The organism is Actinomycetota bacterium, assembly GCA_040881665.1.
Classification (GTDB): Bacteria; Actinomycetota; UBA4738; order UBA4738; family HRBIN12; genus JBBDWR01.
Genome location: JBBECT010000004.1, coordinates 638,148 through 657,851 on the forward strand (window position 1 = coordinate 638,148; position 19,704 = coordinate 657,851).

The 19,704-nt window shown below is 68.7% G+C and carries 14 protein-coding genes; 10 read left to right on the top strand and 4 right to left on the bottom strand.

Annotated features, from left to right (window positions below; all coding sequences use genetic code 11):
- Positions 1-49 precede the first annotated feature (49 nt).
- From WEF05_04075 to WEF05_04095, 5 genes are all read left to right on the top strand, one after another.
- Positions 50-1,606, top strand: a complete 1,557-nt coding sequence (locus tag WEF05_04075; protein MEX1101074.1) for an alkaline phosphatase family protein — start codon at positions 50-52, stop codon at positions 1,604-1,606.
- Positions 1,603-3,273 carry an alkaline phosphatase family protein gene (locus tag WEF05_04080; GenBank protein ID MEX1101075.1) on the top strand — a complete coding sequence of 557 codons (1,671 nt, stop codon included), beginning with the start codon at positions 1,603-1,605 and terminating at the stop codon, positions 3,271-3,273. Before WEF05_04075 ends, WEF05_04080 begins: the two co-directional genes overlap by 4 nt.
- The gene (locus WEF05_04085; GenBank protein ID MEX1101076.1) at positions 3,270-4,925 is read left to right on the top strand and encodes an alkaline phosphatase family protein; all 1,656 of its coding nucleotides are present in this window, start codon (positions 3,270-3,272) and stop codon (positions 4,923-4,925) included. The genes WEF05_04080 and WEF05_04085 overlap by 4 nt, the downstream gene beginning before the upstream one ends.
- Positions 4,922-6,592: an alkaline phosphatase family protein gene (locus WEF05_04090; GenBank protein ID MEX1101077.1), complete on the top strand. Its 1,671-nt coding sequence runs from the start codon at positions 4,922-4,924 to the stop codon at positions 6,590-6,592. Before WEF05_04085 ends, WEF05_04090 begins: the two co-directional genes overlap by 4 nt.
- 67 nt (positions 6,593-6,659) lie before the next feature.
- Positions 6,660-10,127, top strand: coding sequence for an MFS transporter (locus tag WEF05_04095; protein ID MEX1101078.1), 3,468 nt, complete (start codon positions 6,660-6,662; stop codon positions 10,125-10,127).
- Between the two features lie 7 nt (positions 10,128-10,134).
- On the opposite strand, the gene WEF05_04100 is transcribed toward WEF05_04095, so the two are convergent.
- From WEF05_04100 to WEF05_04110, 3 genes are all read right to left on the bottom strand, one after another.
- Entirely contained in the window at positions 10,135-10,419 is a 285-nt protein-coding gene (locus WEF05_04100) for a hypothetical protein (protein ID MEX1101079.1), read from the bottom strand.
- A gap of 11 nt (positions 10,420-10,430) precedes the next feature.
- A complete protein-coding gene (locus tag WEF05_04105; GenBank protein ID MEX1101080.1) occupies positions 10,431-11,378 on the bottom strand; it encodes an alpha/beta hydrolase in 948 nt (315 codons plus the stop codon).
- Positions 11,379-11,450: 72 nt separating this feature from the next.
- Positions 11,451-12,299, bottom strand: a complete 849-nt coding sequence (locus WEF05_04110; protein ID MEX1101081.1) for a hypothetical protein — start codon at positions 12,297-12,299, stop codon at positions 11,451-11,453.
- 366 nt (positions 12,300-12,665) lie between these two features.
- Here WEF05_04110 and WEF05_04115 point away from each other — a divergent pair, with 366 nt between their 5' ends.
- The gene (locus WEF05_04115) at positions 12,666-13,598 is read left to right on the top strand and encodes a sigma-70 family RNA polymerase sigma factor (protein MEX1101082.1); all 933 of its coding nucleotides are present in this window, start codon (positions 12,666-12,668) and stop codon (positions 13,596-13,598) included.
- A 189-nt stretch (positions 13,599-13,787) separates the two neighbouring features.
- On the top strand, positions 13,788-15,665 hold the full coding sequence (locus WEF05_04120; protein ID MEX1101083.1) for an EAL domain-containing protein: 1,878 nt from the start codon (positions 13,788-13,790) through the stop codon (positions 15,663-15,665).
- Positions 15,666-15,717: 52 nt separating this feature from the next.
- Here WEF05_04120 and WEF05_04125 read toward each other — a convergent pair whose 3' ends face one another.
- Complete coding sequence (locus tag WEF05_04125; GenBank protein ID MEX1101084.1) at positions 15,718-16,488, bottom strand: lysophospholipid acyltransferase family protein; 771 nt, start codon at positions 16,486-16,488, stop codon at positions 15,718-15,720.
- A gap of 33 nt (positions 16,489-16,521) precedes the next feature.
- Here WEF05_04125 and WEF05_04130 point away from each other — a divergent pair, with 33 nt between their 5' ends.
- Genes WEF05_04130 through WEF05_04140 form a run of 3 tightly spaced genes read left to right on the top strand, consistent with a single transcriptional unit; the run spans position 16,522 to position 19,673 of the window.
- Positions 16,522-17,694, top strand: coding sequence for a M20 family metallopeptidase (locus tag WEF05_04130; protein ID MEX1101085.1), 1,173 nt, complete (start codon positions 16,522-16,524; stop codon positions 17,692-17,694).
- A 3-nt stretch (positions 17,695-17,697) separates the two neighbouring features.
- On the top strand, positions 17,698-18,861 hold the full coding sequence (locus WEF05_04135; protein ID MEX1101086.1) for a PAS domain-containing protein: 1,164 nt from the start codon (positions 17,698-17,700) through the stop codon (positions 18,859-18,861).
- A 41-nt stretch (positions 18,862-18,902) separates the two neighbouring features.
- Positions 18,903-19,673, top strand: coding sequence for an MOSC domain-containing protein (locus WEF05_04140; GenBank protein MEX1101087.1), 771 nt, complete (start codon positions 18,903-18,905; stop codon positions 19,671-19,673).
- Positions 19,674-19,704: the final 31 nt, after the last annotated feature.

Consider the following 19,704-nt stretch of genomic DNA (forward strand, 5'->3'; position numbering starts at 1 on the left):
CGATCCCGATGCGCGCACGGCCCGCGATCGGCCGTCGCCGGATCGGTTCGTGCCTGCGAGAGACACCGACCGTGCCTGGGGCCTGGCGGCGTGTGAGGTGCTCCCGGCGGTCTGGCTCGAACGGATCGCTCGCGGGTACCGCGCGGACCGCAGCGGAGAGGTGCAGATCGTTCCTCTGTATCCGAACCAGATCGATCCCGGACTTCCGCACAATGGACCGTGGGACGAGGTGCAGGACGTGCCGTTGTTCCTCTACGGCCCCGGCGTGATCCCTGCGGTCGGGCGCGTCGAGCGACCGGTGACGGTGGCCGACGTCGCGCCGACGGTCGGGGCGCTCGCGGACAGTGGCTTCGAGGCCCCCGACGGCCATGTGCTTCACGAGGCGGCCGACGGCCGCCGGAGTCCGCGACTGGTGGTCGTTCTCGTCTGGGACGCGGTCGGGCGCGGCGTGCTGGACCGCCACGCGGATGCGTGGCCGACGCTGGCATCGCTGATCGACGACGGCGCGTGGTACGAGCGGGCGTCGGTCGGTTCGTCGCCGTCGCAGACCGCGCAGGTGCACGCCACGATCGGGACGGGTGCCTTCCCGCGGACCCACGGGCTGATCGCGCATCGGTTCCGCGTCGACGGCGAGCTGGTCACGCCGTGGGGCGAGGGAACGGCGTTGCTCGAGGTCCCCACGGTCGGCGACATCCTCGACATCGAGCACGACAACGCGGCCCAGGTCGGGTTCGTCGGCACCCTGATGATCCACCTCGGGCTCCTCGGCCATGGGAGCGACTTTCCGGGCGGTGACGCCGACCTCGCGGTGCTCCGGGAGCAGGAGGGCGCGCAGACACTCGGTGCCGAGGGCGAGGAGTGGAACCTGCCGGCGCCGGTCGCGGGCGCGTTCGCCTTCCCGTCCTGGGTCGCGCGCGTCGAGCCCGGTCTGGCGCACGACGTCGACGCGCTCGATCGCGCGGACGGTTCCCTCGACGGAACGTGGCGCGGCAACGACATCGCGACCCTGCTCGACGGATTCGACACGCCGGCTCGTGCGCCCTACCAGCAGCGGGTGATCGAGGCGGTGATCGAGCGGGAGGGGTACGGCGCGGACGAGGTCACGACGGACGTCCTGTGGGTCAACGAGAAGTTCACCGACTACGTGAGTCACGTGTGGTCGGTCGACAGTCCCGAGATGGCCGACGCCGTCCGTTCGCAGGACGACGCCCTCGCGCGGCTCCTCGCGTTCCTCGATGAGAAGGTCGGGCGTGGGCGGTGGGCGATCGCGCTCACCGCCGATCACGGATCGGTGCGTCCCCCGCCCTCGACCGGCGGAGCCGTTCTGTCCTCGGTGGCGCTGCAGGCCACGCTCGAGCGCCGGTTCGGCGAGGGTGTCGTCGAGCTCGTGCAGGACACCCAGCTCTTCTTGGACACCGATCGCCTGGAACGCGACGGGGACACGGCCGCGGACGTCGCCCGGACGGTCCTGGCGCTCACCGCCGGGGAGCTCGCCCCCCCCGACGCCGATCTGGACGCCGATCTTCGGAACGCTCCTGCCTTCGAGGCGGCGTTCCCTTCGGGAGCGCTCGAGGCGATGCCCTGCATCAGCGAGGCCGCCGCATGAGGACTAGGGGTGCGCGACCGCTCGTCATGGCCGGGGCGATCGCCCTCGTCTCGGCCGTTGCCGGCCTCGCTGTTCGACCGGCAGCGGGAGCCGAGGCGTTCGACCACGGGGCGGCGCGACGGCGGGCGATCCGATCTGCGTGCGCGCTTGCACCCGAGCAGCTCCGCCGGATCGAGGACGGGATCCGCGCCGATCGCAGCGGCGAGATCCAGGTCGTCCCCGCGGAGCCCGACTACCTCGACGGCGGACTGATGCACGCCGGACCCTGGGACTACCTCCAAGAGGTGCCCGTGCTCTGGTACGGACCGGGCTTCGTCCGTGACGCGGGCCGGGTCGACCGACGGGTCACGGTCGCCGATATCGCGCCGACGCAGGCCGCGTTGCTCGGTTTCGACGGCTTCGATGCCCCCGACGGCAGCACGATGACCGAGGCGCTGCCCTTCGACGCCGGGGAGGACCCACCCAAGCTCCTCGTCACCCTCGTCTGGGACGCCGCGGGGCGGAACGTGCTGACCCGTTGGCCGGACAGCTGGCCGACGCTCGCGGGGCTGGTCGAAGACGGCACCTGGTACGAGCGCGCGGAGGTGGGGTCCTCACCTTCGAATACGCCACCGATCCACGCCTCGATCGGGACGGGCGCGTTCCCCGACCACCACGGCATCGTCGACGTCTTCATGCGCGTCGGCGACGGCCCGCTGATCCAACCGATGAACCTCGGTCCGGGCAACCTCCTCGAGCCCACGCTCGCGGACGTCTACGATCGGGCGTTGGGCAACGAACCGGTGGTCGGCGCGGTCGCCACCTTGTCGGGCCACCTGGGATTCCTCGGGCACGGATCGATGTGGGGTGGCGGCGACAAGGACGTCGCGGTCACGAGGGAACTGATCGATGCCGCGGTCGGTGGGTCGGAGGGTCCGCAGTGGAACCTCGCGCCCTCCATGGCGCGCTGGTACCGGTTCCCTGCCTACGTCCTCGACGTCGGGGGCTACGGGGCCGACGTCGATGCGGTCGATCGCTCCGACGGCGAGTTCGATCGAGCGTGGCACGGCGATCCCTTCACGCAGCTGAACGCAGGGTTCGATTCTCCTGCGCGCATCCCGTACCAGACCCGCGTGATCCAGCAGGTGCTGCGGCGCGAGGGGTTCGGCCGGGACCGGGTCCCGGATCTGCTGTTCCTCAACTACAAGGCCATGGACCGGGTGGGTCACCTGTTCTCCGTAGATTCACCACAGATGCGGGAGACCTTGGAGGCGCAGGACGAGTATCTTCGCGTGCTGATCGACGAACTCGATCGAACGGTCGGCGAAGGGGACTGGGCGATGGTGATCACCGCGGATCATGGGCACCAGTTCGATCCGGAGGTCAGCGGGGCGTTCCGGATCTCGATCTCCACGACCCAGGATCTGTTGGAAGAACGGTTCGACGACGGGGACGATGTGAAGCTGTTCGACAAGGTCAAGCCGACGCAGGTGTGGCTCGACGAATCGGAGCTGCAGCGCAACGGGCATCCGCTGCTCGAGCTCAACGATGCGCTGTTGTCGCTGACCCAGGCGCAGACCGCCGCGTCCCCCGAGCTCGTCCACGACCCCGACGCGCTCGCGCTCGCCGCCGCGTTCCCGACGGATCTGCTCGACGAGCTCCCCTGCGCCCCCGAGGGCGACGCGTGAGCGCGCGCCGTCTGCGTGCGGGCGCACGTCGCATCGTGCTGCCGTCGGTGGTGGTGGCCAGCCTCGTGACCGGTCTCGCCGTCGCCGCAGGGGGCGGCGCGTCCGCCGCGCAGGACGGGTTCGACGAGATCGCGTGCTCGCTGCCGCACGAGCAACTCGTGCGCGTCTACAACGGAACGCACCCGACGCGCTCGGGCGACGTGATCGTCGTTCCGGACGAGCCGAATTTCCTGGGGTCGAACTTCCCGCACTCGGGTCCGTGGGACTACCTGCAGGAGGTTCCGATCTTCTGGTACGGCCCCGGCCACGTCCCGCCGGTCGGAGAGATCCCGGGGCGGGTGACCGTTGCCGACCTCGCACCGACCTTCGGTGAGCTCGTCGGGTACCCCTTCGATGCTCCCGACGGGACGCCGCTGCCCGAGATCGTCAAGGGCGCCCGCGGTACCGAGGCTCCTCGCCTGATCGTCACCCTCGTCTGGGACGGCGGCGGTCGATCGGTGCTCGAGCGATGGCCGGACGAATGGCCCTACCTGAAGTCGTTGCTGCCCCAGGGCGCCTGGTATCGCAACGGGGAGGTCGGCTCATCTCCGTCGATCACACCCGCGACCCACGCGACGATGGGCACGGGCGCGTTCCCTCGGCTGACCGGACAGGTCGACAGCGAATTCCGGCTCGCCGACGGACTGGCCCGCAGCGGACAGCTCGGTCCGGCGTTCCTGCAGGAGCCGACCTTCGCCGACCTCTACGATCGTGCGCTGGACAACGAGCCGATCGTCGGCATCGTCGCGAGCGTCACCTGGCATCTGAACATGATGAGCCACGGCGCGATGTGGGGTGGCGGCGACAAGGACATCGCGATCCTGCGCACGACCGAGGGCGACGAGGGCGCCGAGGGGACCGCCTGGAACCTCCAGGGGAAGAACCGTCCCTTCTACGATCTGCCCGCGTACGCGAACGATGTGCCCCCCGTCACCGCCTACACCGAAGCGCTCGACCGGCAGGACGGCAAGCTCGACGGCAAGTGGCGGCAGGACTCGATCGAACAGCTGCACGAGGGCTTCGACACGCCCGCGCGCGTTCCGTACCAGACCGCGGTGGTCGAGCAGCTCCTCCAGAAGGAGGACTTCGGCTCGGATGAGGTCACCGACCTGCTGTACCTGAACTACAAGATCATCGATCACATCGGGCATGTGTACAGCGCGAGCAGCCTCGAGATGAAGGACACGATCCGCTGGCAGGACGACGGCTTGCGCGAGCTCGTTCGGATCCTCGACCGGGAGGTCGGCAAGCGGAAGTGGCTCTTCGTCCTCACCTCCGACCACGGCCATCAGTTCGACACCGAGGAGACCGGCGCCTTCGGTGTCGCGCCCGGTGCGCTCGAAGCGGACCTCAACGTGGAGTTCGACGACGGGGACGACACCCCTGCGGTGCTGAAGGTCCGAACGAGCCAGGTGTACATGAACCGGGATGAGGTTGCGGACGCCGACGCGACGATCGACGACGTCGCACGGTTCACCGGCGCGTACACGAAGGAACAGGCCGCTCCCGATCTCAGCGCCGTCCCCGCGAGCGAGCGCTCCGACCGGGTGTTCGACGCCGTGTTCCCGATGGAGACCCTCGACGACCTCGCCTGCCTGAAGGAGAACCGATGAGTCCCCACCTCCCTCGGCGCCACCGGCGCCTCGTCCTGCTCGTGGTGACGGCGTCCGTGGCGCTCGCCGGCGTGCTTCCGTCGATCGCGGCAGAGAGTCAGGACGCGTTGTCGGATCGGCTGTGCTCGACGGTCGACCCCGAGCTGCTGCGCCGCGTGCGCGACGGTGTCGACCTGGCACGCAGCGGGCAGGTGCAGTTCATCGCCGAGGAGCCGAACTTCGTCGACGGCGGTCTGACGCACGCGGGGCCGTGGGGTTACGTGCAGGATGTGCCGCTGTTCCTGTACGGATCGGACTACTTCAAGCCCGGGACCTACGAGCAACGGACCACACTCGCCGACATCGCCCCGACCCAGGCGGAGCTGCTGGACTTCCCGGCCTTCCGGGCGCCCGACGGCCGGGCTCTGACCGAGGCGATGCAACCGAACGACCGTCGCCCGATGCCGAAGCTGGTCGTCACGCTCGTCTGGGACTCGGCGGGGATGGATGTCTTGAGCGAGTGGCCGAAGTCCTGGCCCTACCTGAAGTCGTTGCGCAAGGACGGAGCGTGGTTCACGAACACGATCGCCGGCGCTTCCCCGTCGAACACTCCCGTGAGTCACGCCACGATCGGCACGGGAGCGCTCCCTTCACGGCACGGGTTCACCGACGAGTTCATCTTCCTGAACGACAAGCTGCAGAAGCCGAACGAGAACGGTCCCGGGTTCTTGATGGAGCCGACCTTCGCCGACATGTACGACGCGTCGAACGGCAACGAGCCGATCGTCGGCGTGATCGCCACCCTCTCGGCGCACGTGATGATGATGGGTCACGGGAACATGTGGGGCGGGGGCGACAAGGACCTCGCCGTTACCCGGGAGAAGGAGGACGCCGAAACCGGCGGTGCCGAGAGCGTCACCTGGGGGATGACGACCGACATGGCCCCCTTCTACAGGTTGCCGCAGTACGTCAACGGACTCGGCCCGATCACGCCGTTCAACGAGGAGCTCGATCGCGCGGACGGCAAGGACGACGGGAAATGGCGCCAGAACGATATCGCGCAGTACGCGAACGGCTTCGACACCCCTGCGCGCACGCCGTACCAGACCCAGCTCGTGAAGGAAGTGGTCACGGAGGAAGGGTTCGGCAAGGACGATGTCACCGATCTGCTGTTCCTGAACTACAAGGCGATCGACACGATCGGCCATCGGTTCAGCGCGAACGGCATCGAGATGTCGGACGCCGTGAAGACCCAGGATGACGATCTGAAGCAGCTCGTGTCGTTCCTGGACGCGGAGGTGGGGAAGGACCGATGGGCGATGGTCCTCACGTCCGATCACGGGACGAACCAGGACCCCGCGAAGACCGGTGCGTTCCAGATCTCGATCGACCAGCTCGAGACCCTGGTGATCGAGGAGTTCGACGATGACGACGACGTCCCGGTGATGCTGCGGATGCGGCCGACGCAGGTCTGGCTCGACGTGGCCGAGCTCGAGCAGAACGGGCACACGATCGAGGAGGTGGCCGCGCGCATCGATGCATTGACCCAGGCAGAAACGGTGAAGCCGACCTTGGCGCCCGCGCCGGAACCGGGCGAACGAGTGTTCTCGGCCGCCTTCCCGTCGTCTATCCTGTTCGAGCTTCCGTGCCTGCCCGGCGCGCGCGGGGGAGCGGAACCGGGCGACTGACCAGGCGCAACGCACGACCAGAGGGCGCACCAGTGGCCCACGGCTCGAGGGGAAGGGACGCACCAGCATGGCGTTGACGAAGGACGCCCCAGCGCAGCGCGATGCCGCCGCGGTCGCCGGAACGGGCCCCGGACGGATCTGGAGCGCCCCGTGGGTGCTGATCGCGCTGACCGCGGTCCTGCTGACCTTCCTCGCGTGGGGCTTCATCGACGATCCGACGATCAGCGCCCCGACCCGCGATCCGGCCTGGTACACGTGGCGCGCGAACGTGGTCTTCGAGGACGAGCCGGTCAGGATCGTCGAGGAGTGGGGCCCCTTCAGCGCCTTCTCCGGCGGCTACCGCGTGACGGTTCCGATGTTCGGCGCGCTGATGCGCGGCGTGGGCGGCGTCGAGACCTTCCAGTTCAGCGGCATCCTGATGATCGGTATCCCGGTGCTCGCCGGCTTGGCGATGGGCGCGTTCGGCTATCGAACCAAGAAAGATCCTGCCCTGATCCTGCTGACGTTGTTGGCGGCGGCCGGGTTGTTCCTCACGACGCCGTACGTCGGTTACCTCGACAACATCTTCGTACTGTTCGTCCTCGCGTCGATCCTCGCGTTCGTCCCGAGCGCGCAGACGTCCTGGGGGGCCCGAGCCGCGTGCTTCCTGCTCGGGATCCTCGCCGCCTTCACGCACCCGACGACGTGCGTGCTATTCGGGTTGTCGTTGCTCGCGGTGTTCGGGTGGCGTGTGCTGACGGCTCGGTTCCGATTCGGCGACGCTCTTCGCCGGCACGGTCCTGCGCTGATGTCCGTCGGGTTCGGGATGGTCGTCGGGCTCGCGATGTGGGTCGTCGGCATATGGGGGAAGCCGGCGTCGCTCGTCGAGGCGGCGCTCCCACCGCCCTACGAGGGGACCTTCTTCAACGATCGGCAGCTCGACTGGATCCTCAGCATGAAGCCGCTCGTCACGTTCACGCTCGCGACGATCGCGGTCGTCGCCACGATCGCGATCTCACGACGACGTCGCGAACCGGCCGACACCTACAGCGTCACCTCGATCTGGTTCCTGCTTCCGTACGCCGCGATCCTCGCCACGCCGCTCAACGCTCAGGCGACCGGGGACGAGAACGGCTTGCCGCTCTACCGGTTCTTCAACGCCACGACCGCGATCATGGTCTTGGCGGGTCTCGGGGCGTGGTTGTCGATCCGGTGGCTCTCCGGTCGCCCGGGGACTCAGAAGACGCTCGGCGTCCTCGCCTCGTCCGTGATCGTGGCTGCCCTCGGCTGGGTGTTCGTGAGCGGCTGGCAGACGTGGATCAAGCCGGACAACCAGTGGATCAGCCAGGAGACGCGTGTGGCGCTCTCGTCGGCCAACGAGATCGCGGAACGCGTGGACGATGTGCCCCTCGCGATCATCGGGAACTACGCGACCGAGCCGCAATCCTACGGATGGGGCAAGACGTTCACGAACGTGTTCCGCACGACGCTGCCGGGAGAGGACGCCGAGCGGGTCGGAACCTACTGGGGCACGCTCGACAACTTCATCGCCGGCGAACCGACGAACTTCGAGAAGGACCGTGTGCCGACCGTCACGAACGACGAGCGGACGATGTCGGAGGGCTACCTCGCCCACCTGACCGCGGTGGCGGAGGAGCAAGGGGCCCCGCCCGTCGTCTTCGTCGTACGCGAGTTCTCGCTCGGGGAGAACAAGGAGCTGTTCCCCGAGGATGAGTCGTGTCTCGACGAGGGCACGGTGCCGCGGGAGGAGATCGTTCCGCTCGGGTGTGACATCGGCATCGTGTCCGTCGACGGTGTCACGACGACACCTTCCGACGAGGTGCTCGAGGCCGCTCGGCAGGCCGAGGTCGCGCAGCAGGCCGAGTTCGACGACCACGAGGGCCCGTTCGGGAACCCCGGTCACCTGCTCCAGGTCCTGCTCGCGCTGTTCCTCGTGTTCGTGCTTCCGGGTCTGCTCGCGGCTCGGTTCTTCGAGCTCGAGGGGTTCTTCACGAAGTTCAGTCTCGTGCCGGCGATCTCGGTGATGCTGACCCTGCTCACGGCGATCGTCGTCGCCGCGGTGTGGCGCGGACCGTTCGATGCCGCGCACGGATGGACCGCCGTGATCCTCGCGTCGGCGATCGGCGGCGCCCTCACCCTGTGGCGCGTCGGGATCATGAAGCCGTTCCAGGCGATAGCTCGATTCTTCAACGGGATGTTCGGCCTGTTCTCCGAGCGCGACTTCGCCACGCTGATGGGTGTCCAGTTCTTGATCCAGGCCGCCGACGGGGTGCTCCGAGGCACGATCGGCAAGTCGATCGGGTTCGGCGGTGAGGAGGGCTTCGACGTCACCACGGTGCCGTCGCCTCGCTACCTGCTCGCGGTCGTGCTCGCGCTCTACCTGCCCTACACGATCATCAGCCCATTCATCGGCGTGTTCATCGACCGCTTCGAACGCCGGCGGGTGCTCACCGTGTCGGCCGCCGCGACTGCGGTGCTCGCCGTCGTGATCGCGGCGCCGGTGTTGCTCTCGATCGGGGACGAGTCCTCGGAGGGCAAGGTCGGCGTCACGATCGCGTTGATCGTGGCGGTGCTGATCATCCAGGCCTGCGTGCGCATCATGCTCGCGGTGAAATCGGCCGCCTTGCCCGGGGTGCTTTCGGGCAGGGACCTGCTGCAGGGCAACGGTCTGTCCCAGGCCGGTGGAGCGTTCTTCCAGATCGTCGGGATCGCGTTCGGTCTCGGAGCGAGCGCGTTCCTGCCGTCGTGGATCCTGATCGTGATCGGTTCCGGCATCCTCGCGATCTCCGTGCTCGTCGCCCGGCAGATCCGGCGGATGGAGGTCACGAAGCACACGGCGACCTTCCGCGAAGAGGCCAAGCGTGTCGTCTCGGACATGATCGACGGACTGAAAGAAGTGGCGGCGCGCAAGCCGGCGGCGATCGGACTCGCCTCGTTCCAGATGTTGCGCTACCAGTTCTGGGGTTTCACGCTCTTCGTGTTCGCGCTCTACGCGTCCGAGCTGGCCAAGGGTGAGGACGCGAGCCTCGTCTCCCTCGCGCTGACCGGCGTCGGAGGGCTCCTTGGCGGCGTGCTCGGGATGATCCTCGCGCAGAAGTACAAGGACAAGATCCCGCCGATCCGGTTGCTGCTGTCGGCGATGTTCCTCCTCGGTGCCGGAGCCTTGGTGTTCGGGGGCTTCCTCGAGCTGTGGAGCTTCGGCTTGATGCTGTTCTGCGGGTTCCTCGGATTCTTCGTCGGGAAGATCTCCGCGGACACGATCGTTCAGCAGTCGATGCCCGACGACTTCCGCGGCCGCGCGTTCGCGCTGTTCGACATCGCCTACAACCTCGGATTCGTGATCCCGGCACTGATCCTGTTCTTCCTCTACGACGACTCCCGCGTCGCGGCGATCCTCGTCGGATCGGGCGCGGTCTTCCTCGTGCTGACGGCCCTCGTCGCGCGGTGGGCGGGGAAGCACTCGTCGGAGTTCCAGACGCAGGACGATCTGCACGACGTGGAACACGGAGCCGTGACCCAAGAGCCGACCGGCTGACGATCGGTCAGGGCCGGTCGATCGTCTCCTCGAACTCGGGGAAATAGCGGGCGATCACCCGGACGTCGAACCGCGGGAGGATCGATCCCTTCGATTCACGCTCGAGCAGGAACGCGAAGCACGCGTGGACGAAGGCCTCGGGGGACGCGTACCCCGAGCCGAGCCGGGCGAGGTCGCCCGGGTCGAGCGTGACCTCGTGCGCGGAGAACGAGCGATCCGCGTCGGTCACCGTCACGTCGAATCGATACGCGGGTGGCGGTCCGTTCACCAGGGCCACGTCGATCGTTGCCACCCTGCGCCTCCTCAGAGCTTCCGGTCCTCGAGCCAGTCTTCGACCGCGGTCAGCCAGCGCTCGGGGGCTTCGAGCTGAGGAACGTGCCCGCAGTCGTTGAGGATCCGCAGCGACCAGTCGGGATGGTCGAGCCAGGCGCGCTCGGCCGAGGCGGCGGGGACGAACCGGTCGTCGCGCCCGTGGACGACGAGCACCGGGCAGGCGATATCGTCGAGCGCCGCCCGGAACCGGCGTCGCCGGTCGTAGAGCCGCTGGATCGATCTCGCCGCGTCCAGGAACGCCGCCGGCGCCCCCGGGTCGCGGCGGTGCACTTCCGCGACCTCGATCTGCGCTTGCACGATGTCCTCGGGGATGCGTTCCGGGTCGTTCGTCGTCAATCGGAACCCGAGCCGTACCAGCTGCTCGGAGCTCATCCCCTCGAAGCGCTGCTTCATCATCCACGCCCCCGTTCCCCGCCCGCGGTAGGCCAGGAACGCACCCGCCACCACCGGCGACGGGAGCGCGGTCCACAGTGGCGGCCAGATCGAGGAGGTCGCTATCACGCCGGCGACCGAGCCCGGCTCGAACGCGGCCTGGAGCAGGGCGATGCCACCACCCATCGAGTTCCCGGCGAGCAGCAGCTCACCGGTCCCGACCTCGGCGAGGAACGCGGACAAGAGCCTGCGGTTCTCCGGGAGGCTCGCGCCGCGGTCGCCGCGCGGTGTCCGGCCGAACCCCGCCAGGTCGACGGCGATCGTTCGTCCCCAGCTCGACAGGTCCGGAGCCACGCGCAGCCAGTTCACGTGTGAGCCGCCGAGGCCGTGGACGAGGACGAACGTGCGCTGATCGGGCCCGTCCCAGACGGCGTAGTGGACCGGCACACCGAGGTCACGGATCCGTTCGCTCGCACCCGCTGCGGTCGCGGGACCGGGCGCCGGATCCGATGCGGCGGCGGTGTTCCGAGACGACGGGAGCGCCATGTGCCAAGGGTACCCGTAGCGCGATGAACACCACGGCCGACCTCCGACTGTTCGTGAGCGAAGCGGTGCGTGTCAACGATCCAGGGCGTGGACGTAGCGCAACTGCTTGACCGGGTCGAACGCGCGCTCGTCGGCGATGCAGGCGAAGAACATCGCGGTCACGACGAGGACGAAGAACGGCGTCGTGAACAGCTGCCCCGCCGCGACGCCGACGGCGAGGACGAGGTCCGGGTCCGACGGTGAGGCGTCGGTGAACAGTCCTGCCACGGTGCGGATGCCGAAGTTCACCACGATCGCCAGGAACGACGCGACGAGGATCGCCCCCACGACCTGCCACAGGCGTCCCTCGGTGAGCAGCCACGAGCGCCCGATCGCGATCCGCCCGCGGCGTCCCTCGGCGATCAGGAGGAGCTCGGCGAACGCGAGGCGGGTCGAGAAGAACACCAGGAGTGGGATCCCGAGAACGGTGCCCACCCAATAGCCGACCCGTTCGCTCGCGAGGGCCCCGGCGAGCAGGCTGGCCGCGAGCACGATCGCGCCCACCGCCAGATAGACGATCGCGACCAGCAGCGAGATCCACAGCATCGATCTCCATCGAAACAGGCCCTGGCGAAGCATCGCGGAGAACGAAAGCTTCTCTCCCAGGTACGCGCCCACCGCGATCCGGGTCAGGACGACCAGGTAGGCGGGCCACAGGAACAGCTGGCTCACGACCTTCAGCGCCAGCAACCACGCGGGCCCGTCGTCGAACACCAGCGGGAGGAACGATTGGGCCGTCCCCACGACGTTGCCGGTGATCCTCACGTCCGCGAACAACGAGGTGGTGATCGTGACCGGGGCCACGAGGAGGAGGGTCAGGCCCGCGAAGGGGACGATCCGACGGGCGTAGGTGCGAACCCCCCATTCGACCGCGGAACCCACACTCAGCGGTGGTCCCGGCAGCGAAGGTTCGGGCGGGGCGGGAGGCGGTGGGGGTGCGCCGGCCGGGCCCGGGCGTGGGCCGGACGGGGGAGGCTCGACGGCCGACGGGCCGGGAACATCAGCGGGCGGCCCGTGGTTAACCATGACGGGCAGCGACGCTACCGGTGACCTTTGGTCTTCACAAGACCGCCACTTGCCCGGCTTTACAAACATCGGTCGCGTGCGTACGATGCCAACAGGTGGGCGTACCGATGCCCCCGTTCAGCACGCGCTCAGCCGGTCTGGGCACCTGACAACGCGAGATCCCGAAGACCACCGATGCCGACTCCCGCGCGGCCCGGGGCTTCGAGGAAAGGGAGTGAGATCGTGCCAGAGCCCGCACGTCCCTTGGGCACAGACGACGCAGACGACCTGCGCCTCTACTTGGAGGCCGCGGCCCGTGAGCCGCTGCTGACCAAAGAGGAAGAGGTCGAGCTCGCCATGCTCATCGAGGCCGGCAAAGAGTCGGAGGAGAAGCTCCGAGCCGGCCGCCTGCGCGCGGAGAGTTCGATCATGAAGGCCCGCAAGGCCGTCCGGAAGGCCGAGGCCGCGCGGCAACGTTTCATCATGGCCAACCTCCGGTTGGTCGTGTCCGTTGCCCGCAAGTACCAGGGCCAGGGGCTGCCGCTGCTCGACCTGATCCAGGAGGGCAACATCGGCCTGATGCGCGCCGTCGAGCTGTTCGACTGGCGCCGTGGGTTCAAGTTCTCCACCTACGCGACGTGGTGGATCCGCCAGGGCATCACCCGGGCGATCGCCGACCGCTCGCGGTCGATCCGGCTGCCGGTCCACATCCACGACCGCCTGCGCAAGCTCAACCGCACCCGGTTCCAGTTCGCTCAGAGCATGGGCCGCGAGCCCAGCCGCGAAGAGCTGGCGAAGGCGCTGGACACCACGGTCGACGAGATCGACGATCTGACCGAGATGGGCCGCCGCGAGCCCCTGTCCCTGCAGTCGCCCGTGGGCGAGGACACCGAGCTCGGCGACCTGATCGAGGAGGTCGACTCTGACGCCGCGTTCAACGAGGTGGAGGACGGCCTGCTCCGCGAGGAGATCGGGGACGCGGTCGATCGCGTGCTCGACGAACGCGAGCGCCACGTGGTTGCCCTCCGCTACGGCCTCGAGAACGGCCAGCCGCTCTCTCTGCGGGAGACCGGCAAGGTCCTCGGACTGTCCGGAGAGCGCGTTCGGTTGATCGAGCGCGAGGCGCTGCGCAAGCTGCGTGACTCGAACCTGATCACGGCCGCCGCGGTTCTCTGACCACGCACCCTCAGCAGCACCGAACGGCCGCCCTCCGGGCGGCCGTTCTGCGTTCCGACCGCCGTTCCCGCTCCTGAACGGCATTCAGGGCGCGCTGGGGCACAACGGTTCAGGCAGGGGGCGCGACCTCCGATACCCGTAGGAGGTCCGGGTGGCAGCCTGCCGCCCAGCGGAGGCGTGGCGGGTTCGATGCATGAGAACGAGCTCCAGCGACTGCTCGGCTTCCTGCTGGGCGACGTTCCCTTGCACGACGACGACCTCGAGGGAGCCGATGCGGACACGCTGCGCGAGCGTCTGAACGACGCCCGGCGTCAGCTCGAGGAGATGCGCACGCTGTACCGCAACGTGGTGGAGCAGCTCCCCGCGTTCCTCTACATCGACTCGCCGGAGGCGGACGGCCCCACCTACTACGCCAGTCCCAAGATCGAGGAGATCCTCGGGATCACCGCGCAGCAATACATCAACTTCTCCGAGATCTGGGACGACATGATCCACCCCGACGACCGCCAGCGAGCGATCGACGACTACAACTCCTACGCCAAGTACGGGTATCCCGACCGTGGCGACTTCCGCTACATCCGGCCCGACGGCAGCGTCGTCTGGGTCCACGACCGCTCGAGCAAGATCCTCGACGAGGCCGGCAACCCGATCCTCGTCCAGGGAGTGATGTTCGACATCACCCAGCAGAAGGAGGCCGAGCTGGCGGTCCAGCACATGGCGTATCACGACACCCTCACGGGCCTGCCGAACCGACGCATGTTCGAGCAGCACCTGGAACTCGCCCTCGCGCGTGCCCGTCGCGACGATCACGGCGTGGCCGTGCTGTTCTGCGACCTCGACCAGTTCAAGCTCGTCAACGACAGCCTCGGGCATGCCGTCGGCGATGATCTGTTGAAGCAGGTTGCCGCGCGGCTCCGGGACGCGACACGCGACACGGACCTGATCGCCCGGCAGGGTGGAGACGAGTTCCTCGTCCTCGTCGGTGACGTCGAGCGGGGTGAGGACGGCAGCGACGCCGCGACACGGGTCGGGCAGGGCGTGGCCGACCGCATCGCGGAGGAGTTCCGACGTCCCTTCAAGGTCGGCGGGGTCGAGATGATCTCGACGCCGAGCATCGGGATCAGTCTGTTCCCCGACGACGCCCGCGACGGCCAGGAACTGATGCGCAACGCGGACGCGGCGATGTACGTGCACAAGCGCTCGGGAGGAACCGGACGTTCCGCGGTGCACTCGGGCAGTTCGAACGCGATGGAACAGCTCTCGTCGTTGACGCGCCTGCGCAAGGCCGTCGAGGACCAGCATTGGGAGCTGCACTACCAGCCGATCGTGGACCTGGGCTCCGGCGAGATGCTCGCCGCGGAGGCGCTGCTGCGGTGGCGTGATCCGGCGGGTGGGATCACGCGTCCGGGAGAGTTCATCCCCCTCGCCGAGGAGACGGGGCTGATCCAGAGCATCGGGGACTGGGTGCTCGGTGAGGTCTGCCGGCAGATGCGCGAGTGGCACGATGCCGGGATCGACCTGGACGTCAGCGTGAACGTCTCCCCGCTACAGCTGTCGCGATCGGGCATCGTGGACGAGATCTCCTCGCATCTGGACGTGCACCACCTGCCGCACGAGGCGATGATCGTGGAGCTCACCGAGTCGACGGCGATGGCCGATCCCGAGCAGATCCAGAAGCTGTTGTGGGAACTCCGCGGGCGGGGCGTTCGCATCGCGATCGACGACTTCGGCACCGGCGCCTCGTCCCTCGCCCGCCTGCGACACCTGCCGGTCGAGATCCTGAAGATCGATCGGTCGTTCGTGGCCGACACGGTCCTGGATGAGGACGCCGCATCGATGGTCGGAGCGATCGTCGAGCTGTCGCGCACGCTGGGGATGGTTCCGCTCGCGGAGGCTGTCGAAACGGAAGAGCAGCGAGGGATCGTCGAGCGGCTCGGCTGCTCCCTCGCGCAGGGCTACCTGTTCTGCCGCCCGATCCCCGCCGTCGACCTCGTCGCAGACATCCGCGAGGGCCGCCTACGCCTCGCGATGAAGGGCGCGCAGAGCGCCGACGTCGGTCGCGGCTAGCACGCTCAGGCCAGATCGATCTGTTCTCTCCGTGAGGTGTGGGTAAGTCTCTCTAGGGCGACCGCCGTGGCGATCGGGACTCGGCGTCGGACCTGGCGGTGGCGACGGCTGCTTCGAGACCGGTGCGCACGCGGGCCGTGAATACCTCGAGGGCGTCCTGGTCCGCGGGGCCGCCCGACGGGCGGATCGGCTCGCCCACGGCGAGCGTGACCGGGGGCCGCACGGGGCGGGAGAACCGGAGCCGTCCTCGCGGCCAACGTGCCTGCGTTCCCCAGATGCCCACCGGAAGCACCGGCGCACCGGCGGCGAGAGCGATCCGCGCGATGCCGGTCCGGATCCGCTGGAGGTCACCCTCCGGCTCGGGGTTCACATGGCCCTCGGGGAAGATGCCGGCCAGCGCGCCGGCATGAACGGTGCGGATCGCTTCGTCGAGGGCGTGCTCGTCGCGCTGCCGACGTCGGATCGGGATCTGCCGGGTCTTGCGCAAGCACCAGCCGACGATCCTCGGACGGAAGAACTCGACCGCCGACAGGAACCGCACGATCCGGCCCCGACCGTACGGAGCGAGACAGACCACCGGTCCGTCGAGCATGCTCACGTGGTTCGCAGCGACGATGCCGGCGCCGGTCGCGGGGATCCGTTCGGCGCCGAGGATCCGGAGACGGAAGACCAGTCGCGTCAGAGGTGCGACCATGAGCCACCCGAGACGCCACCACCCGTCGATCTCGTTCCCGACCGGGGCCGGGCGTGTTCCGGGACCCGGACCCTTCGGACCGGAAGTCGAGCCCATGGCCTTAGGGCCGTCGTCGTGCTGATCGCTCACGTTCCGATGCTACCCGCACCTATACTCGCCCTCGTGGTGGACATCCCTGCGCTGCTGGAGTTCGCGGAGGGTCGACGTGACGTGTTCGCGGCCGATCTGCGCTCGATGGTCGACGTTGATTGCGGGTCGTACACGCCCGACGGCGTCAACGCGATCGCGGATGTGTGCGAGCGACGGTTCGCGAACGACGGTTGGATCGTGGAGCGCCGGTCGCACCAGCCCGACGACGAGGAGCCGCGCCTCGGTGACCTGGTGATCGGCACGCTCTCAGGTGCAGGTGGACCGCGTGTGTTGTTGACCGGACATACGGACACGGTCTTCGACGAGGGAACGGTCGCTCGGCGGCCGTACCGGGCCGAGGGAGACATCGCGTTCGGGCCGGGAACCTCCGACATGAAGGGCGGACTCCTCGCCGGGTTCGAGGCAGTCGAGGCTCTACAGCACATCGGGTTCGATCGGTTCTCCTCGATCACCTACGTGTGCAACCCGGACGAGGAGATCGGGTCTCCCTTCTCGGGCCCGGCGATCCGGGAGCTGGCCGGGTCGGCAGACGTCGCGTTCGTCCTCGAGTGCGCACGGGCGAGTGGGGATCTCGTGTCCTCACGCAAGGGCGTGACCGACTACTCGATCGAGTTCGTCGGACGAGCCGCGCACGCGGGCGTCGAACCGGAGAAGGGGGCCAGTGCCGTCCTCGCCGCCGCTCACGCGACCGTCGCCCTGCACGAGCTCAACGCGCGGTGGCCCGGCGTGACGGTGAACGTTGGCGTGTCGCGCGGCGGCTCTCGCTCGAACGTCGTTGCCGAACGGAGCGAGCTGCACGTGGATCTGCGCGCGCCCGACGAGGCATCGATGCGCGATGCAGAGGCGCAGATCGGGGAGATCTCCCGCGAGGCCGCCGTCCCCGGCGTCGAGGTGCTCCTCCACGAGCACGGATGGCACCGGCCGATGGAGAGATCCGGGCGAAGCGCGACGCTCGCCGATCTCGCGGTCCTGACGGCCAAGGAGCTCGGTCTCGACATCACCGACGTCGCGACCGGCGGAGCCTCCGACGCGAACACGACGAGTGCGATGGGGGTTCCGACGCTCGACGGTCTGGGACCGGTGGGCGGCGACGCGCACGCGGAAGGTGAGTGGCTCGACCTGGCGAGCGTTCCGACCCGGATCGCGCTGCTGGCGGCGCTGATCGCCCGCGCGGGGGAGGTCTAGCCGATGCACGGTGCCGGCGGAGGCCCTGGCGACGGTGGACCGGAGCCCGACCGGTTCTGGGACGGTCTCGAGAGCGCGGAGGCGTATCGCTCGCTCGCCGAGGGCGTCCCCGCGATCCTCTACATCGATGCGGCCGACGAGCTGAGCACGAACCTGTATACGAGTCCGCAGCTCGAGCCGCTGCTGGGCTATTCGACCGAAGAGTGGGTCAGCCGCCCGCAGATGTTCGTGGAGCTGTTGCACCCCGACGACCGCGAGCGCGTGGTCCGCGAGAACGAGGAGAGCAACCGCACCGGCGAGTTCACGACCGAGTACCGGCTGCTCGCGAGCGACGGGCGCATCGTCTGGTTCCGCGACGAGGCGGCGCTGGTGCGCGACGCCGCCGGACGTCCGCGGTTCTGGCGAGGTGTGATGCAGGACATCACCGAGCGCAAGCGCAACGAGGACAAGCTTCGCCGGAGCCTGGAGATCCTGCGGCGCACGATGGACCAGCGGCGCGAACTGATGCATCGCGTCGAGGAGGCCCAGGAACAGGAACGACGCAGGATCGCCGCCGACATCCACGACGACCCGATCCAGGTGATGAGTGCCGCGGACATGCGGATCCAGGCCTTGCTCGAGCAGGTCGGCGGCGTGGACGAGGGCCAGGTGCGTACCGCGCTCGAGGAGGTCCACGAGGCCGTCGCCCAGTCGATCGAACGCCTGCGGCATCTGCTGTTCGAGCTGCGACCGCCTTCGCTCGACAAGCAGGGGCTCGCCGCGGCACTCGAGATCTACCTGGACTACGTCGGCCGCGAGGCGGGGTTCGCTTCGGCCGTGCGCAGCTCGCTCGAGGGTGAGCCGCCGTCGGACGCCGCGTCGATCCTGTTCCGCATCGCGCAGGAGGCCGTTGCGAACGTTCGCAAGCACGCTCGCGCCACGACGGTGGCGGTGCGGCTCGAGCCGCAGGACGACGGCGTCTTGCTCCGGATCACCGACGACGGCATCGGGTTCGATCCGACCGCTCTCGAGGATCCGGCGCCGGGACACCTCGGGATGTCGGCGATGCCGGAGCGTGCCGAGCTCGCCGGCGGCTGGTGCCGCGTCGAAAGCACCCCGGGGACGGGAACGACGGTGGAATGCTGGATCCCCGTCGAACCCACGGCCGGGGCTCGCTCCACCGCCTGACCGGCGGCCGCGCGTGGGCGCGAACCGGTAGCCTTGCCCAGATGGTCACCGTCGCCCGCCTTTCGACCTCGCCCGTGAAGTCGCTCGGGCTCTCCCATCCCGAACAGATCCGGGTAGATACGTTCGGCGTGGCCGAGAACCGGCGGTTCATCCCCCTGTCCGAGCGGCGCGCCCTCTTCGACGCGAAGCGGCACGGCAAGGTGATGCTGATCGGCTCCGAAACCGATGCCGAGGGAACGCGCCTCGCGTTGCGGTTCCCCGACGGCACCGAGGTGGCGGACGTGGTGCAGCTGCAGGGCAACCCGTTCCCGATCGACATGTGGGGTCGCACGCTTGTGGTGCGGCTCGTCGGCGGTCCGTTCGCCCAGGCACTCAGCGAGTTCGTCGGCGAGCCCGTGTTGCTGAGCCGCACCGAGCGACCCGGCGACGGGAACGACGAGATGCCGGTCTCGCTGGTCTCGACGGCGTCGGTGGAGGAGCTCGGGCGGCAGGGCGGCCGGAACGGATCGATCGGGGCGGGACGGCTGCGGATGCTCCTGGAACTGGAGGGCACGCAGCCACACGAAGAGGATTCCTGGCTCGGAAGGAAAGTGCGCGTCGGCGAGACCCTGATCCATGTGGCGCGACACTGCGCCCGTTGCGTAATCACCACGATGAACGACCGGACGGGCGAGGCGGACTTCCCGACCCTGAAGGTGATCGCCGCCTACCGTGGGGCCGACGATGGCGATCTCCACATGGGGATGTACGCCTCGGTCCTGCAGCCGGGAATGATCCGTGTTGGCGATCGGGTCGAGGTTCTCGCGGTCTGAGTGTGGTGGGTCCGGAGGGACCCGCGGGGAT

What these genes read in the sequence shown, in the direction of transcription:
- WEF05_04080 (MEX1101075.1), top strand. Translation starts at nt 1,603, where the DNA reads ATGAGGACTAGGGGTGCGCGACCGCTCGTCATGGCCGGGGCGATCGCC.
- WEF05_04090 (MEX1101077.1), top strand. Translation starts at nt 4,922, where the DNA reads ATGAGTCCCCACCTCCCTCGGCGCCACCGGCGCCTCGTCCTGCTCGTG.
- WEF05_04095 (MEX1101078.1), top strand. Translation starts at nt 6,660, where the DNA reads ATGGCGTTGACGAAGGACGCCCCAGCGCAGCGCGATGCCGCCGCGGTC.
- WEF05_04105 (MEX1101080.1), bottom strand. Translation starts at nt 11,378, where the DNA reads ATGGCGCTCCCGTCGTCTCGGAACACCGCCGCCGCATCGGATCCGGCG.
- WEF05_04120 (MEX1101083.1), top strand. Translation starts at nt 13,788, where the DNA reads ATGCATGAGAACGAGCTCCAGCGACTGCTCGGCTTCCTGCTGGGCGAC.
- WEF05_04135 (MEX1101086.1), top strand. Translation starts at nt 17,698, where the DNA reads ATGCACGGTGCCGGCGGAGGCCCTGGCGACGGTGGACCGGAGCCCGAC.
- WEF05_04140 (MEX1101087.1), top strand. Translation starts at nt 18,903, where the DNA reads ATGGTCACCGTCGCCCGCCTTTCGACCTCGCCCGTGAAGTCGCTCGGG.